Origin of the sequence: Paenibacillus sp. NPDC056579, from assembly GCF_042793215.1 — a bacterium.
Taxonomy (GTDB): Bacteria; Bacillota; Bacilli; order Paenibacillales; family NBRC-103111; genus Paenibacillus_S.
The window spans coordinates 230,345-246,473 of record NZ_JBHTVD010000004.1; the positions used below are offsets into that span (position 1 = coordinate 230,345).

The following is a 16,129-nucleotide window of genomic DNA, read 5'->3' on the forward strand; positions in this document are numbered from 1 at the left end:
CAATTACCACTCCTTTCCAATCCATTAGACACCGGACAGAAGAAAAAGTTGCGTTATTTATGGAAGGAAGAACTGGTTGGCCGTATGAATTCGGCAGGATTACTTACCGGATCGCAGCAAAGGAAAATATTTACAAAGGAACATATGTACGTTATTATTAATGAGCAATCATCAACCATGTTTGGAGGGTGGCAATATGTCAACGGAACAAACAGAACAAGTACTTGCTGCAGCTTTGGAGAAACCGATTTTTTCGATCGATCACGTACAAATACCCATAGCAGGCAATCTCCTTGAAGCAGCTGAGTGGTATAAAAAGATTCTTGGCGTCGAGGGTAAGCCGCCTAAATTGGAAGCGGATGCATGGTTTGCCGGTGTGGGCCGAGGGAACATCATGCTATGGAAAACAAACGATGTCACATCAAAAGCCAATTTCATGAAGAATGAGGAAGAAATGCCTGTTATTATGTTTAAAACGTTTCAAATTGACTCCATTCATGAGAAGCTGCTGGAAGAAGGAGCCAGAATCGTCAAATTTGTTCCCGCTAAGGAGGATCCTAAAGGGCACTGGAGATTTTTGAAGTTTTATGATCCTTGGGGGAATATGCTGGGCTTCATTCAAGACCCGCCGGATGTTCCATGGTATGGTACGAGGTAGCGATGGATGGCTACAACGGCGTTTTACGACTCCTTACCTATAGAGGTACAAACCTATGCAAGAGAAGCGGCAGTGACAGTCATTAAGAACAAAGTCAGGGCATCGGTATATCTCATTGAAAAGAATGACTACCATTATTATCTGAAGATTACGCCTAAGGGACATTTACAAAATGAGGTCCTGATGACGGAATATTTGCATCGATATGGGATCTGTCCAACAGTAATACTCTACATTTCCGATGATTCAAAGGATTATTTACTTACAGAGCGAGTTACAGGCAGCGATGCAACAAGTGATGAGTATCTTGCACAGCCGGATCGGTTAGTCAGAGTATTTGCCGAAAGTCTTGCCCATTTCCATCATGTCCGGTATTCGGACTGTCCGATTAGTAACGATCTTGAGCAAATGGTTATGCGCGCAGAGGGAAATTATCGCAAGGGTAGAGTGGAAAGCAGTCTTCTTCAATATGTGGGCTATACGAATATTGAAGCCGCTTACGCGGAATTGGTTTCTTTATTCAATAATGCCTGTGAAGATAATACAATCATCCATGGCGATTATTGCTTGCCGAATGTCATTTTGCATGATTTTCGATTAAGCGGATTTGTTGATGTGGGGTATGCTGGTGTAGGCGATCGCCATTATGATATTTTTTGGGGTCTTTGGTCACTGGAATTTAATTTAAAATGCGGCAGCTATGCCGAAACATTCCTTCAATCCTATGGAAAACAATGGATCGATCATGAGAGGCTTCGTCTTTGCGGACTCCTATCTGCCTTTAATGGCTATAGAGGAATGGATTATTATTCACTGCCACAATAGCTAGTTGAATTGAATACGTAACGGTGCCGGCTCTAAGCCGGCTTTTTTTATTGTCATCTAAAATCTAACAACCAGCGTAAGGATTACTGTTCTTCCACTAACTGTGACCGATTTTACATAAAACATGCTGTATTGTATAAACAACGGTAATAATAATGGCGGTGCCGTCAAAAGAGAGCAAACCACTTGGGATATGCCGTTTTATGACAGAATGCAGCTTAACTTGGAGCGGAAGGAAGCTATCGCGCGTGAAGCGGTGCTTCTTCTGGAGGAGGGCGACAGGTCTTCATCGACGGAAATACGTCGGGGCTCGTGCTCTCCAGATATATACCTGTTGATAAGAACCTTACTATCGTTACGAATTCCTCATTGGTCACATTAAACCTGATCCAGAAAAAAGGGAAGATCAAGGTCTATATGGTCGGGGGAGAAGTGGATGAGGACGGCATGACATTCGGATATAAATTACACTGTGAGCTCCGTCAATATCGCTTTGACAAAGCGATTTTCTCCTGTATGGGATTCGGTCCGGAAGGCATCTATTATTCCAAATGGGAGCCGCTGCAGATCGCGCAGATGCTTGTGGAGCAAAGCAACCATCTGATTCTTCTGGCGGACTCGTCTAAAGTGAACCGCAGCGGCTTTCTATATGGTATGGAGCTGAACCGGATTCATACGCTTGTAACGGACGAAGATACTCCGCCCGATCTTCGTGACAGCCTGCGGGATGCGATTCGCCGCCTGATTATTTGCAAGACCGAAGCGAGGGATGAATCCGACGAGATTTGATTTTGTCTCCAACAGAGAGCCTCTAGCAGCAAGGAATGTATAGAGTACGAGTTTCGCTTGGAGCAGCTATCGGTTACGTTTTGGAAACTAGCGTACCTTTTTTTCATTTCTTGTTGGGCCTGCAGTACACCCGTATAATGAAATAGAGTCATCCAAACCTCGATACGAAGGAGAATGCCACTAATGAAATATCGCAGACTGGGAAAAACAGAGATGAAAGTTTCCGTAGTTGGAGTAGGCACATGGCAGTTTGGCGGAGCTTGGGGTAAGGATTTTACGCAGGATGAAGTGGATGCCATTCTGGATAAGGCTTCCGAGGTCGGCATTAATCTTATCGATACGGCGGAGTGCTACGGTCATCATCTCTCGGAAAGCTTTATCGGCGATTATATAGCCCGCAGAAACAGCAGAGCGAATTGGGTGCTTGCTACGAAGTTCGGGCATAACCATGCGGACCGGAACAATGCAGCTAAGAATTATTGGTCGGCTGAAGAGGTGCTTCTTCAGCTGGAAGCATCGCTCAACTCTTTGAAAACCGATTATATTGACTTATATCAATTCCATTCAGGCCCGGATGAAGTATTCGATAACGATGATCTGTGGACGATGCTGGACAAGCAAGTTCAAGCCGGTAAAATTAGAAATCTCGGTATTTCCATCGGCAGCAACGATAATCTGCACCAAACGGATGCGGCCTCCAAAGTGAATGCCAAAGCGATTCAAGTTGTCTATAACCGTCTTGATCAAACGCCGGAAAACCGGGTATTCCCTTCTTGTGAGCGTCAGGACCTCGGCGTTCTTGCCCGCGTCCCTCTGGCTAGCGGATACTTATCCGGCAAATATAAGCCCGGCGCTGAATTTGCGGACAATGACGTCCGTTCGAGGCATGACAAAGAGCAAACGGCCATCAAACTGCAAAAGGTTCTGGAAATTCAGAATCACGAGCTGCCGGCCGGCGTCAATATGGCCACATGGGCGCTCGCATGGTGTCTTAAGCATCAGGCTGTTACCAGCGTAATTCCCGGCTGCAAAAGCCCTGAGCAGGTCATAGCCAATGCCGCTGCGGCGGATCTTGATTTGGTAAGTGAGGATCACCCGTCCGCGTGGAAAGAAACGAAACCGGTTTAAGAAACCAATCGCATAGAGCAAATATGATTCTCGTGAAGAGGTGAGAGTAGATGCAATACCGGGTGCTTGGCAACACAGGCTTGAAGGTGCCGGAGGTCAGCTTGGGATGCATGGCCTTCGGAAGATGGATCGATAAGGACCAATCCTTTAGGGTTATGGATATGGCATTGGAGCAGGGCATGACTTTATTCGATACGGCAGATGTGTACGGTCGTGGGATGGACAACGGCGATCCAACCCAATCCGGGGAATCCGAGGCTATTATCGGGGAATGGTTGAAGGGGAAGCGGGATCGCATTATCCTCGCTACCAAAGTCCATGGCAGAGTAGGGACGGACATCAACGACGGCGGTCAAAGCCGGTATCATATCATGAAGGCAGTAGAGAGCTCTTTGCGCCGATTACAGACCGATCATATCGACCTGTATCAGGTCCATCGCTTTGACGAGAATACACCGCTGGAAGAAACGCTTGATGCGTTGAACGATCTGGTCCACCAAGGGAAAGTCCGGTACATCGGCTGTTCCAACTATGCTGCGTGGCAAATCGCCAAGGCCCATGGGGTAAGTGCGCAGAACAAGCTTCGCCGCTTTGAAAGCGTGCAGCCGCAGTACAGCATATTGGCCCGTGAAATCGAGAATGAGCTGCTTCCTTTTTGTGCAAGTGAAAAAGTCGGCGTAATTGTCTACAGTCCGCTAGGACGCGGGTTGCTAACAGGGAAGTACCGTCCGGGCGAAAAGCCCCCAGAAGGCTCGCGCGGAGAACAAGGAGAGAAGCGGCTGCAGCTGCTTATGGAAGAGGAAGGTACATTCGATATCATATCCAGCCTTCAGAAGCTGGCTGACGAACGAGGCTGGACATTGGCTCAATTCGCCCTTGCTTGGGTGCTGAGCAATCCGGTTATTACCTCAGCGATTATGGGGGTATCCCGGCCGGAACAAATCGTCGACGCATTGCAGCATTTGCCTGAGCGATTGACGGTGGAAGAGCTGAAGGCGGTAGACCAAATCAGCCGAAACAGAAAGTAATTGGAATATCTATCATGTTAGTGGACGATTGCGGCATATCATGGGGATATACCTACCTGTAGAGGAGCTGCATTTCCATGCCAATCTCACCAGGCACCCATTTGCTGTATACCGTTCACCAGGGGGACACCTTGTCTTCGATCGCCAATCAATTGGGTACCAATGTTCAGGCGCTAATACAGAGCAATGCGCTGTATCCGCCCGTCGCAGATCCCAATCGAATTTTTCCCGGTCAAGTACTGCTCGCGAGATTGCCGGGAATGGCAGAACAGAGCTCTGTCTTGTATCAGGTTCAGCCCGGAGATACGCTGTATTCGATCGCCGGACGCTTCTCGTTAAGTGTTGATATGTTGGCCGGACTCAACGACATTCAGCAGCAGGATATTATCCGAGTAGCTCAATTGCTAAATGTTGCCTCATTCGTTTACGAGGTAGTGCAGGGAGATACACTGTACCGGATTTCCCGACGATTTGGAGTTTCGATGAACGAGCTGCTGCAAGCGAACCGAAACCGTACGGGACTGTCGCCCGATGTCATTTATCCCGGGTTCCGCTTGGTCATCCCGCTGCCGTCTTCGGCGAATATTGTAGTGTACCAGCCGTACCCCGGAACGAGGGTTGCATCCGGACAGCATTTGACGGGAAGTGCCCGTGCCTTCGAAGCGACGATAAATTACCAAATTCGCGACGCGATGGAGCGTATCGTCACTCATGAACGTGCGGCGACGGCTTCACAAGGCGCTCCGGCTTTCGGATTATTCGATGTGCAGCTCACCTTCGATCAATCTCCCTCCACTCAAACAGGGATATTGATGGTTTACACTCGCAGTGCTAAAGACGGCAGCATTCAGGATTTGGTGGAGGTGCCCATCATTTTCTATTGATTGTTGCATCTAATACAGATACAATTGGAATATCCTTCAAAATGAGGTGAAATGGATGCCAATCCGAATCGTTCGAAGTAACTAGTTTTCGGGCCGGGGTACAACGCGTACCGGCTATCAAGGGGGTTCTCTGCCCTGTTGAGCATACGAAAGCTATACCTTTGAACGGTGTCGTTCGGCATTCATCTCGATAAAGCCAAGGACACTGGTTTGTCTGAGCAAGGATTAGTGGGACTTCCCATTGGTTCTGTTTAGCCATAACTGGCGTAATCCTTGGCTTTTTTATTATCTCTTTGGAGGCAGGATTACCATGTTAAAACAATGCTTTTTCCTATATAAACGGATGATATTTTTATATGTTGTGATGGGATTTTTGGCGCAATTTTGCACCACTTATGGAATTAAATTATTTCAAGAGATTGTAGATAAAGTGCCTGCAGCCAACGATTTGAATGAGGTTGCTTCCCTTGTCATGCTATACGGCGCTTTACTGGCAGGGGCTGCGGCACTCCATTATTTGACGAATTATCCCGATACGTATTTATCCAATAGCATAGCGGAAAAGGTAAAGATCATGGCACTCGTCAAAGTGTCCAGGATGGATTATTCCACCTACCAGCGTATAGGCACAGGTGAAATGATTAAAATCATCGAAAACGGCGCATCGGCCGGAACGAGTATCATTCATTCGTTTTACTTGAGAATATTTCATGAGCTGCTCCCGACCCTCGTCTTTAGCTTAGTGTTCATAAGCCTGTATAACAGGAACATCATGCTGGTCATTGCAGCCGGTTACGTAGTGATCTTCTTTATCAATCATATCCTTCTCCGATGGCTGTACCGGATCAAATCCTCGCTGCTTACAAGTCAAGAGCAAATGGGCAAATTCGCTATCCGCGGATTCATGGAGCTAGTTGTCTTCAGGATCAACAAGAGGTATGAGAAGGAAATCAAGCGGCTTCACAATACTGCGGGTGATATCGTCATGAAAAGTACGCAGATTAAAATGATCCATGAATCGTTTTTTGCCATATTCGCGCTGTTAGTCCATATGATTAAGGTTGTCGTTTTAATTTATGGGATCCGGCAGATTATGTCGGGTGAGTCCTCCATAGGCGTCATTATCGCGCTAATCCTGTTTATTGATCAAGTGTACACTCCTGTCGCCATTTTTAATGTGCTTTACGTGGAATACAAGCTGAATCGGGTAACCTACACCCGGCTCGAGGAGTTTGTAAATGCCCGGGAAGACCATAACCTTGAAGCAGGAAGAGAAGTGAAGGCGCTTAAAGGAAGCATCGAGTTTAGAAATGTAGCTTTTGATTATGGGGATTCCAAATTGCTAAGCGGAATTACTTTTTCCATTAAGCAGGGGAGCTCCGTCGCCATTGTCGGGCTGAGCGGAAGCGGTAAATCGACGATAGTCAAATTAATGCTGGGGCTGTTGAAGAAGAAAGCCGGCAGCATTACGTGGGATGGCATTGAAATGGATGAGCTTAAGCTGAACAGTCTATACGATCATGTATCGTATATTTCCCAAGAAGCGCCTATCTTTGACACGACGTTACGGGAAAATATTGTCTTTGATAACGAGGTTCCGGACGAACGTGTATATGAAATTCTGGATCTGGTTCATTTGAAGGAAAAAGTGTTGAGCTTTCCTGATGGACTGAATACTACCGTCGGTGAGAGAGGAATGAAGCTCTCCGGAGGCGAGAGGCAGCGGTTGGCCTTCGGCCGAATCATTGCACAGCAAAGGAATGTGGTTATGCTTGATGAACCGGTCTCAGCCTTGGATAACATTACGGAGAAGGGGATCATGGACGGCATCTTGACCATGTTTAGCGGCAAGACGCTTATCATAGTCGCGCATAGGCTTCAATTCATCCAAGAGGTGGATAAGATACTGCTGGTAAAAGACGGGGAGATCGTCGGTGACGGTGACTTCGATTATTTAATCCGGAACAGCGCCTACTTTCAAGAATTATGGCATAAAGAGCTGCGAAATGAATCCGATTCGATAGCACTGTCTTACGGAGGATGCAAATGAACAAAAGCGCTTGCCTTACGGCAGGCGCCTGTTCGATTTAACTAAAATTACCAACTGCTCTTAGTACAGTGTAGGAATTGGCGGACAGGAAACAGCACGTATGAATCGAGGATCAATCCCGTAGTAATACCAGAACGATCCGCTCCAGCGATAGCCTGACACTTCTCCGTACTCAACACTGGTTGGATAATACCAGAAGCTTTCTCCGTTCCATAACCATACATAAGTATAATTATACAAGCAATCTATGAGGTATGATTCGCCTGTAAACGGAGGTATGAAATCGGGAGGAGGAGGCAGCGCTTCGGCGGGTGATCCTGATGGTAGCAAATAGGCCATGGATAATCACTCCTTAAGATCATAATTATAGTGGATAAACACCGGTTCGTTCTTGCTGACCTTACGCCAGCAAGACAATGACAAGCAGCTCGAAGAGCACCAAGGTAAGGATAGCCTCATCGCTTGGGCCGCCAAAGAACGGACCAGGTCCAAAAAAACCGCGATGTCCCGGGGTTTGGGAAGCCCTTAGGTAAACATGATTCTTGTCTGTATGAACAATGACGCCTTCGTAGGTATTCCCGTCCAAGGTTTGAACTCGAACTAGCCTATTTACATGTGTACTGAAAATATGATGCATGCGATCTCGAACCGATCTTAAGGTGGTTGCAACGTTTGGATCGGCTTGATATAGAACTTGCTGCTGCATTGCCGGGTATTGCATACTCATTATCATAACCTCCGTAAGGTTCCAAAATGATTTCTTTTCACAATATGCGGATGCCTAGTCTAGGGTTCATTATTCTTCATGCAGAATGAATTAGCAGCGAAAGTCCAATGAATGGTAAAATGGGAATCGGAAAAGTAGAGGAGGGATAGCTTAGATGAAGTTTATTGACTTAAGTGTGCCGGTCAGCCCGCGAATCCGCGAGCCGCTTCCTGCAAAGATCGAATATGCTACACATGAGGATGGGGCGCTGCAAGCCGCAGCGGTGCTTGGTCTTAAGCCGGAAGATTTCCCGGAGGGTAAGGCATGGGCTACGGAAACGGTGACGCTGAATACGCATGCCGGAACGCATATCGATGCGCCTTGGCACTACTGGCCGACTTCGGAAGGAAAGCAAGCCAGAACGATCGACGAGCTGCCGCTCGAATGGTTTTATTCCGACGGTGTCGTGCTTGATTTCAGCATGAAGCCTCCGGGCTATGAAATAAGCAAGGATGATCTGATTGCCGAGCTTGACCGGATTCAGTATACGCTGAAGCCCTTTGATATTGTCTTGATCCGAAGCGATGCAGACAAGAAGCTGTATCAAGACCATTATGCCTTCCTTCATGCCGGGGTTTCTGCAGAAGCTACACTATGGCTGCTGGATCAAGGCATTAAGGTAGTAGGAACCGACGGCTGGGGCTGGGATATTCCGCTTAATCTTCAGGCTGAAGCTTACAAAGCACAGCCAAGACCGGGTGTTCTGTGGGCGGCTCATTATGTGGGGAAGGACCGTGAATACTGCCAAATAGAGAAGCTTGCTAATTTGGATAAGCTTCCAAAGCCGTTCGGGTTTAAGGTTTGCTGTTTTCCTATTAAAGTGGAAAATGCAAGTGCCGGCTGGGCTCGTCCTGTCGCCATCGTGGAAGATGGAACGGAGTGATCATCCTGAAATTTTTAAATAATGGATATCTGAATGGCCTCTATGCCGTTTTATTAGCAGCCGTATCTGTCTTCACTGGAGAGATTGTGACTTTTATTATGCTTGGATTTGTTTTCATGGCCTTATTGAATATCAACTCTACCTTGCAAAAAATACTGAAAAGATTAGACACCAAGCCGGACGACTCCACTGAAGAGAAACAGAATTTGTGAGTACTGATGTCAGATAAACAGCTGTATAGGATGGAATCGCATGACAGGGCTACCGTGATACGGTAGCCTTGTTTGCGTATAACATGGGCTTAGAAGAATGTGCAAAAATAGCAAAGTTTGATTAAGCGAACAAAAATGGATGTAGAGGGGAGGGTTATTATTCATTACACTCGAAGAGTGCCGGTTAAGCTGAAGCCGTTTATTTGGATTTGATCAGCTTCTTGTATTCCATAGGCGACATCATAGTGATCTCCTTAAACTTACGATTGAAATGCGTGATATTGACGTAACCGACTTGCTCTGCGATTTCGATTACTTTGCAGGAGGTTTCTCTTAGCAATCTCTGTGCTTCACGAATTCTCAGCATGTTCACATATTCGGTAAAGTTAAAGCCCGTGTAGCGCTTAAATAACCGGCTGAAGTGAAATGAACTTATATAAAAGTTCGCAGAGACACCTTCCATCGTAAGCGGTTTCATGAAATGGGCGTTGCAATAGTCGATAGCCTCGTAAATCTTTTTATTCATAGGAACGTAGGTTACATCAGCCATCTCTGCATTCTTTCGGGCCGTCAGCAGAAGCAATTGAACAAGTAGTGACTGGAAAAATATACTGCGACCTTGGCGGTTACGGTCATTGTACTCATTTTTCATCTGAAACAACAGATTTTCCACATAATTTTGTTCCATATTATTCAATTCTACGATCCGGTTTGAATTCAAAAAAGGGGATAGCAGCAAATCCAAATCTCTCCCATGATTTTGCTCAAGAAACGTGTCATTAAAATAAACGACCGCGCGTTCATGAAGCTTGCCGCCATCCAACGTTTTGTGAATATGGTTCTTATTAACAAAAATCATGGAGCCCTTTTTTACATAGTAAGTGCGGTTTTCAATATAGTAATATCTTTCGCCGGCAAATAAATAGTAAATTTCAAAGTGGTTGTGATAGTGAAGCCGGGGCATAGCCACATTATCCGCCCTGGCAAAATTGATTTGAAAGTCTTCTTCCATGGGGTCCCGACTCCTTTGATTGCTAATAAGTTCACCGTAACCGCTGCCATAGCAAAAATAACAAACAACTTTCAAAAATGCAAGCATGTAAAATCCAATAATTGACTGCAGTTTATTGAAAGGGGGGATTCTTTGATAGAAGCCGAGATAAGATTGCTACCGGTACATGAAGTTCAATATTGAAACCTGAGGAGGATTGCTAATGAAAAAATGGCTTTCTCAAATGTTAGTAGCCGCATTGCTTTCATCCGGCTGCTTGCCTGCTAATGCTGCGGCTGAACCTGTACAGAGCCAGGTACCGCTTGCATTCCCCGGAGCTGAAGGCGGCGGGAAATTCACTACTGGCGGGCGCGGAGGGGAGGTGTATGTGGTCAATACGCTTGCCGACTCCGGTCCGGGATCGTTACGCGACGCAGTAAGCGGCAGCAACCGTATGATTATTTTCAAAGTAGGGGGCAACATTCATCTCCAATCTCCGTTGAAAATAACAGGGTCCAATCTGACCATCGCCGGTCAGACCGCTCCGGGTGACGGAATCACGATTTCCGATTACCCGATGACTTTTGAAGCCAGCAACCTCATCATCCGCTACTTAAGGGTTCGAATGGGGGATAAAATGCCTACTGAGGCGGACGCATTCGGGGGACGATACCAGAAGAATATCATTATTGATCACTGTTCTTTCAGCTGGTCGGTGGATGAAGTCATGAGTAACTATGGGAACGAAAATGTGACGGTTCAATGGTCCGTCATCTCCGAGGCGATGCATCTGAGCCGTCATGTAAAAGGCAAGCACGGCTATGGCGGGATTTGGGGAGGCAAGAACACAAGCTACCATCATAATCTGATTGCGCACAATTCGAGCCGCAACCCGGCTTTTGACAGTACGGCAGGCAATTATCACGATTTTCAGAACAACGTGGTGTATAACTGGGGCTATTTCGCATCTTACGGCGGGAAAGAGGCTACTACCAATTTGATCAACAACTATTACAAGCCCGGTCCCGATACGGAGAATATACGCTTTCTGAATGCAGAAACCAAGGGAAGCTATTACATTAGCGGTAATGTTATGGAAGGCTACCCTGATTTAACGGCAGATAACTGGTCGGGCGTATATAAGTACCCGGATTACAAACAACTGGACACGCCGGTTTCGTTTGCTCTTAACCCTTTACCGTCTCAATCCGCTCAGGATGCTTATACTGCAGTTCTTGAAGGGGCTGGAGCCAAATTGCCGAAGAGAGACCCCGTCGATGCAAGAATTATTAACGATGTAATCAACGGCACGGGTAAACATTTGAACTCCCAAAATGAAGTCGGCGGCTACCCTGAGTATGAAACCGTAGTATCCAATGCGGTAGACGATGACGGCGACGGGATGCCCAACAACTGGGAGCTGCAGCATGGCTTGAATCCGAACGAAGCGGCTGACGGACGTTTGGTAAATTCAGAGGGATATACAAACCTCGAAATCTATCTGAACTCGATCACGACGAATGGTTCCCATAATCCGAACGTCGCGATTACCGCGCCGCAAAACAATGCCATCGTTCCAACAGGCTCGGATGTGGCTGTTACTACAACGGTTTCCGATAGTGACGGTACCGTTGAGAAAGTGGAATTTTACAGTGACGGAGTGAAGCTGGGAGAGGATTTGTCGGCTCCGTTCACCTTGGATTGGAACAACGTTCCGGATGGAACGCACTATTTGATTGCAAAGGCAATTGATAATACAGGGACGGCAACGTATTCAACGAATGTTACAATCCACGCGAACCAACTAGGGAGCATTGCGCCTTGGACGGCAGCAGATGTTGGAGCACCCGGCATACCCGGACATACACAGCTTAGTGGTTCCGACGGCAGCGTCATTACGGTGAAATCGGCGGGGGATATCGAGGGGACTCAAGACGCATTCCATTTCGCTTATCAACAAATGAGCGGCAATATGGAAATCGTTGCCCAAATAGACAGCATTACGCCTACCGACGAAGGAGCGGAAGCAGGTCTTATGTTCCGCGAGAGCCTGGACGCATCGTCCGCCTTTGTATCCCTCGTGTTTCCTTATATGAAAACAGGGAAGCGGGGCGTAACGTTAAGCCGGACGGCGAAGGGCGCGGAGATATCGCAAATTGTTCCGGACAGCGAATTTCAGCTGCCTTATTGGGCCAAATTGGTCCGTTCAGGAGACCAGTTCACGTCGTTCGTATCCCCTGACGGAGTGAATTGGACGCTGGTAGGTACTACCAATGTATCGCTGCCTAACGAGATATATGCAGGTCTGGCTGCCGATGCATCCAAAGCTAATAACCGTGTGGATAAATACAATACATCCAGCTTTTCGAATGTAACCATTACGGCGCTGCCTACGGAATTACCGACGGCACCTGTCCATGTTGCAGCGACCCCAGGCAATGAGCAGATTACTCTTACATGGGATCCCGCTGAATATGCGAAGAGCTATAACGTGAAGCGCAGCCAACTGCCAGAAGGGCCTTTTATGCAAGTTGCCGCCGGTTTAACCGAGCCAGTGTTTACGCAAACCGGACTTACTCCTGGAATGACTTACTACTATGTCATAACTTCTGTTAACGCGAATGGGGAAAGCATTCCTTCCGATGTGGTCAGCGCGGTTCCAACCGGCACACCGGGAACCGTGTACCACGCGAATGACGATTTTGAAGAGTCGGCTATCGGCTCAACGCCGGACGGATATGCAGTGACACCAAATCCGCAGGATGCCGACCATACCGTGACGGTTCAACCGGTCCCGGAAGATTCGATCGGAAACTCATCAAGCCAAGCTCTCAAAGTATACGATAATGCACCGGGCAGTACGCAAATCGTAAGGAATTTCCCTAAACAGACCAGCACGGTAATTTTTGAAACGGACTATATGTCTCCATCCCACCCTGGTACATCTATTGTGCTTCAGGTTAAGGACGAGAAAGCAACGAAGACTCCGATCTCCATCGAGCTTCGGAAGCCGGTCTTACCGGTTCCGGAAGATAAGTACATGCTGACGTATAAGAATAAAAACAGTCAAGACGTGAAGCTCATGGAGCTGGCTAACAACCGCTGGTACAATATCAAAATTGTAGCCAATGTAGCAGCGAACAAGATGGATATTTATATTGATAACGTGCTTGCAGCTAAGGATATCGATTTGAAAGACGATATGAGAACTCTGGGATTGGGCAGCATCATTATCGGAAGAACTCCGGGAACCGGAAAAGGGACCATGTACTTTGATAATTTCAAAATTTATGTCGAGCCGGTTGCTTCTCCCCAAGGCTTAGCTGCAATACCTGGCAACGGTAAGGTTCAATTGGATTGGACGCTTACTAACGGCGCACTTTCCTACTCCGTGAAAAGAAGTACAACAAAAGGTGGTCCGTACGAAATCGTCGGACCGAATGTTACGGCAACTACCTTTACGGATTCTACAGTGTCGAATAACACCACGTACTATTATGTGGTAATAGCACATGGAGAATCAGGGGATAGCGGCAACTCCAATGAAGTTACCGTAACGCCTTCGGAATCCGCGATTAAGCCTGAAGCTCCGGCTGCACTGAAGACGGATGCAAGAAATACGCAAGCCGATCTTTCCTGGCAGCCCGTTCAAAATGCCGCTGCGTATTCAATCAAGCGAAGTGATAATGCAGAAGGGCCGTTTCAAGTGGTGAAAAATAATGTTATGGATCCGTTTTTCCGCGATACTGGCCTAGATAACGGGAAAATGTACTATTACGTTGTATCTGCAACCAACGTTGCCGGCGAGAGTGAGAACTCGGCCGTCCAATCGGTACGTCCGGTTGCACCGCTGCAGTCGCCCAAGGGATTGACCGCGATTGCTGGAGACACCCGAAGTACAATTTCATGGAATGCCTCTGAAGGGGCAGCAACTTATGCAGTGAAACGCAGCACCGTTAACGGCGGCCCTTATACAGTCATTGCCGAGAACCTATCCGGCACTCAGTTTGAAGATAAAGCTTTGGCCAACGGTACCGCTTATTATTATGTGGTGTCCGCAGCGAACGGTACCACAGCTAGTGCGAACTCGGATTCGATACGTGTCATTCCGGTTCCAGCCAACACTTTGAAAGCACCGTCCGATATTCGTCTATTGGCAGGTAGTCAAATGGTAAATATCGAATGGACAGCCGTCCCCGGAGCCAGTTTCTATCATGTAAAACGGGCACTCTCAATGAACGGTCCCTTTACGACCATTGCTGCTGTTAATGAACTCGCGTTCAGAGATACGGCGGTCACAAACGGTACAACGTATTACTACGCTATCAGCTCTGTCAACGACAAGACGGAAGGCATTGCTTCCTTTCCGCAAGAAGCGGTACCGGCAGCTGTTATTGTTGTTGACAAAAACGGGGGCGGGGCGTTTACGAAGGTTCAGGATGCCGTTGATTCGATACCGGCGGGGAACACAGCCAGAACCGTCATCTATATTCGCAGCGGTACTTACGAGGAGCAAGTAACGATTCCTGCTACCAAGCATGCCGTCAGCTTCATTGGAGAAGACAAAGAAAACACGGTTATCACTTATACAGGGATAACCGGGACAGGATTTAACGAGAGAGCGACCGCCGTTGAATCGAATGATTTTATAGCGGAGAATATTACGTTCGCTAACGGTGCTGGCACGGCCGGTGTGGCTGTTGCGCTTGACCTTAGAGGTGACCGTGCTTATCTGAACAACGTGAGGCTGATCGGCTTTCAGGATACATTGTTCACGAATGCTACCGGCAAACGGCTCTATGTAACGGACAGCTATATTGAAGGTGCTGTTGACTTCATTTACGGGCCGTCGATCGCTGTCTTCAAAAACAGTACGATTCACAATGTACGCTCCGGCGGTTATGTTACGGCAGCGAGTACACCGGAGAACCAGAAATACGGGTATTTGTTCATCAACAGCAAGTTTACAGCCGAGCCCGGAGTGAACAACATGTACTTGGGCCGACCTTGGAGACCGTTCGCGCACACTGTCTTTATGAACACGGATTTGGGTGATATTGTACATCCTGCCGGATGGAATAACTGGGGCAGAGTCGAGAACGAAGCAACGGCCCGATATTACGAGTACAACAATACCGGTTCAAGTGCCGAGCCGAAGGGCAGGGCTCCTTGGTCCAAACAACTGAAGCCGGAGGAAGCGAACGAGTATACCGTTCAGCTGATGATGGCCGGTTCGGACGGATGGGATCCAACCCTGATTGCAAGCCGAAATCATATGGATATTACAGCGCCAACCACGAAAGACGATGCACCGGAGAATTGGAGCAACAAGGATGTGACGGTAACGCTGACAGCAAGTGATTCGGGTAGCGGAATTGCCTCAACCTACTACAGCATCGACGGAGGTGCCCAACAAGAAGGAAGCTCCGTAACCGTTACGACAGAAGGCGTGCATACGCTCACTTACTGGAGTGTCGATAAAGCGGGCAATGTAGAGGCGAAGCGTACGGCTGCCGTCCGAATCGACAAAACAGCGCCAAGCCTTAAGGTAACTTTGGATAAAAAGGTGCTATGGCCTGCGAATCATAAAATGGTAACCGTCACCGCATCCGTTTATGCAGAAGACGCACTATCCCATCTGGACTCGGTCGTCCTAACTTCAATCACCAGTAATGAGAACGATAACGACGCCGGAAAAGACCAACAACCTGATATTCAAGAAGCCTCATACGGTACGTATGACACTACTTTTATGCTTCGTGCAGAAAGAGAAGGTAAAGGCTCCGGTCGCGTGTATACCATAACCTACACCGCTGCCGATCAAGCCGGCAACATCAATACGGTTTCTGAAACAGTGACCGTTCCTCACGATTCAGGCAATCCGTAACAACCTTAAGGGCCGCCTAGCGGCCCCC

At 47.5% G+C, this 16,129-nt stretch carries 10 protein-coding genes and 1 pseudogene; 9 read left to right on the forward strand and 2 right to left on the reverse strand.

The features are described 5' to 3' along the window. Positions 1–160: 160 nt before the first annotated feature. From ACFQ88_RS18000 to ACFQ88_RS18030, 7 genes and pseudogenes are all read left to right on the forward strand, one after another. Positions 161–658, forward strand: a complete 498-nt coding sequence (locus ACFQ88_RS18000; RefSeq protein WP_379455048.1) for a VOC family protein — start codon at positions 161–163, stop codon at positions 656–658. Between the two features lie 6 nt (positions 659–664). Next, a complete protein-coding gene (locus ACFQ88_RS18005; RefSeq protein WP_379455049.1) occupies positions 665–1,483 on the forward strand; it encodes an aminoglycoside 3'-phosphotransferase in 819 nt (272 codons plus the stop codon). A gap of 285 nt (positions 1,484–1,768) precedes the next feature. Continuing rightward, positions 1,769–2,272 (forward strand): annotated as a pseudogene (locus ACFQ88_RS18010) (DeoR/GlpR family DNA-binding transcription regulator); the annotation flags it as partial. A 183-nt stretch (positions 2,273–2,455) separates the two neighbouring features. Further along, the gene (locus tag ACFQ88_RS18015; RefSeq protein WP_379455050.1) at positions 2,456–3,400 is read left to right on the forward strand and encodes an aldo/keto reductase; all 945 of its coding nucleotides are present in this window, start codon (positions 2,456–2,458) and stop codon (positions 3,398–3,400) included. Positions 3,401–3,450: 50 nt separating this feature from the next. Continuing rightward, complete coding sequence (locus ACFQ88_RS18020; RefSeq protein WP_239625847.1) at positions 3,451–4,428, forward strand: aldo/keto reductase; 978 nt, start codon at positions 3,451–3,453, stop codon at positions 4,426–4,428. Between the two features lie 77 nt (positions 4,429–4,505). Further along, positions 4,506–5,312, forward strand: coding sequence for a LysM peptidoglycan-binding domain-containing protein (locus ACFQ88_RS18025; protein ID WP_379455051.1), 807 nt, complete (start codon positions 4,506–4,508; stop codon positions 5,310–5,312). A 310-nt stretch (positions 5,313–5,622) separates the two neighbouring features. Next, positions 5,623–7,362: an ABC transporter ATP-binding protein gene (locus ACFQ88_RS18030; RefSeq protein WP_379455052.1), complete on the forward strand. Its 1,740-nt coding sequence runs from the start codon at positions 5,623–5,625 to the stop codon at positions 7,360–7,362. Positions 7,363–7,762: 400 nt separating this feature from the next. On the opposite strand, the gene ACFQ88_RS18035 is transcribed toward ACFQ88_RS18030, so the two are convergent. Continuing rightward, a complete protein-coding gene (locus ACFQ88_RS18035; RefSeq protein WP_379455053.1) occupies positions 7,763–8,089 on the reverse strand; it encodes a hypothetical protein in 327 nt (108 codons plus the stop codon). Between the two features lie 154 nt (positions 8,090–8,243). Here ACFQ88_RS18035 and ACFQ88_RS18040 point away from each other — a divergent pair, with 154 nt between their 5' ends. Further along, on the forward strand, positions 8,244–9,011 hold the full coding sequence (locus tag ACFQ88_RS18040) for a cyclase family protein (RefSeq protein WP_379455054.1): 768 nt from the start codon (positions 8,244–8,246) through the stop codon (positions 9,009–9,011). A gap of 411 nt (positions 9,012–9,422) precedes the next feature. On the opposite strand, the gene ACFQ88_RS18045 is transcribed toward ACFQ88_RS18040, so the two are convergent. Further along, entirely contained in the window at positions 9,423–10,235 is an 813-nt protein-coding gene (locus tag ACFQ88_RS18045; RefSeq protein ID WP_239625837.1) for an AraC family transcriptional regulator, read from the reverse strand. A gap of 202 nt (positions 10,236–10,437) precedes the next feature. Here ACFQ88_RS18045 and ACFQ88_RS18050 point away from each other — a divergent pair, with 202 nt between their 5' ends. Beyond that, positions 10,438–16,101 carry a pectinesterase family protein gene (locus ACFQ88_RS18050; RefSeq protein ID WP_379455055.1) on the forward strand — a complete coding sequence of 1,888 codons (5,664 nt, stop codon included), beginning with the start codon at positions 10,438–10,440 and terminating at the stop codon, positions 16,099–16,101. Positions 16,102–16,129 lie beyond the last annotated feature (28 nt).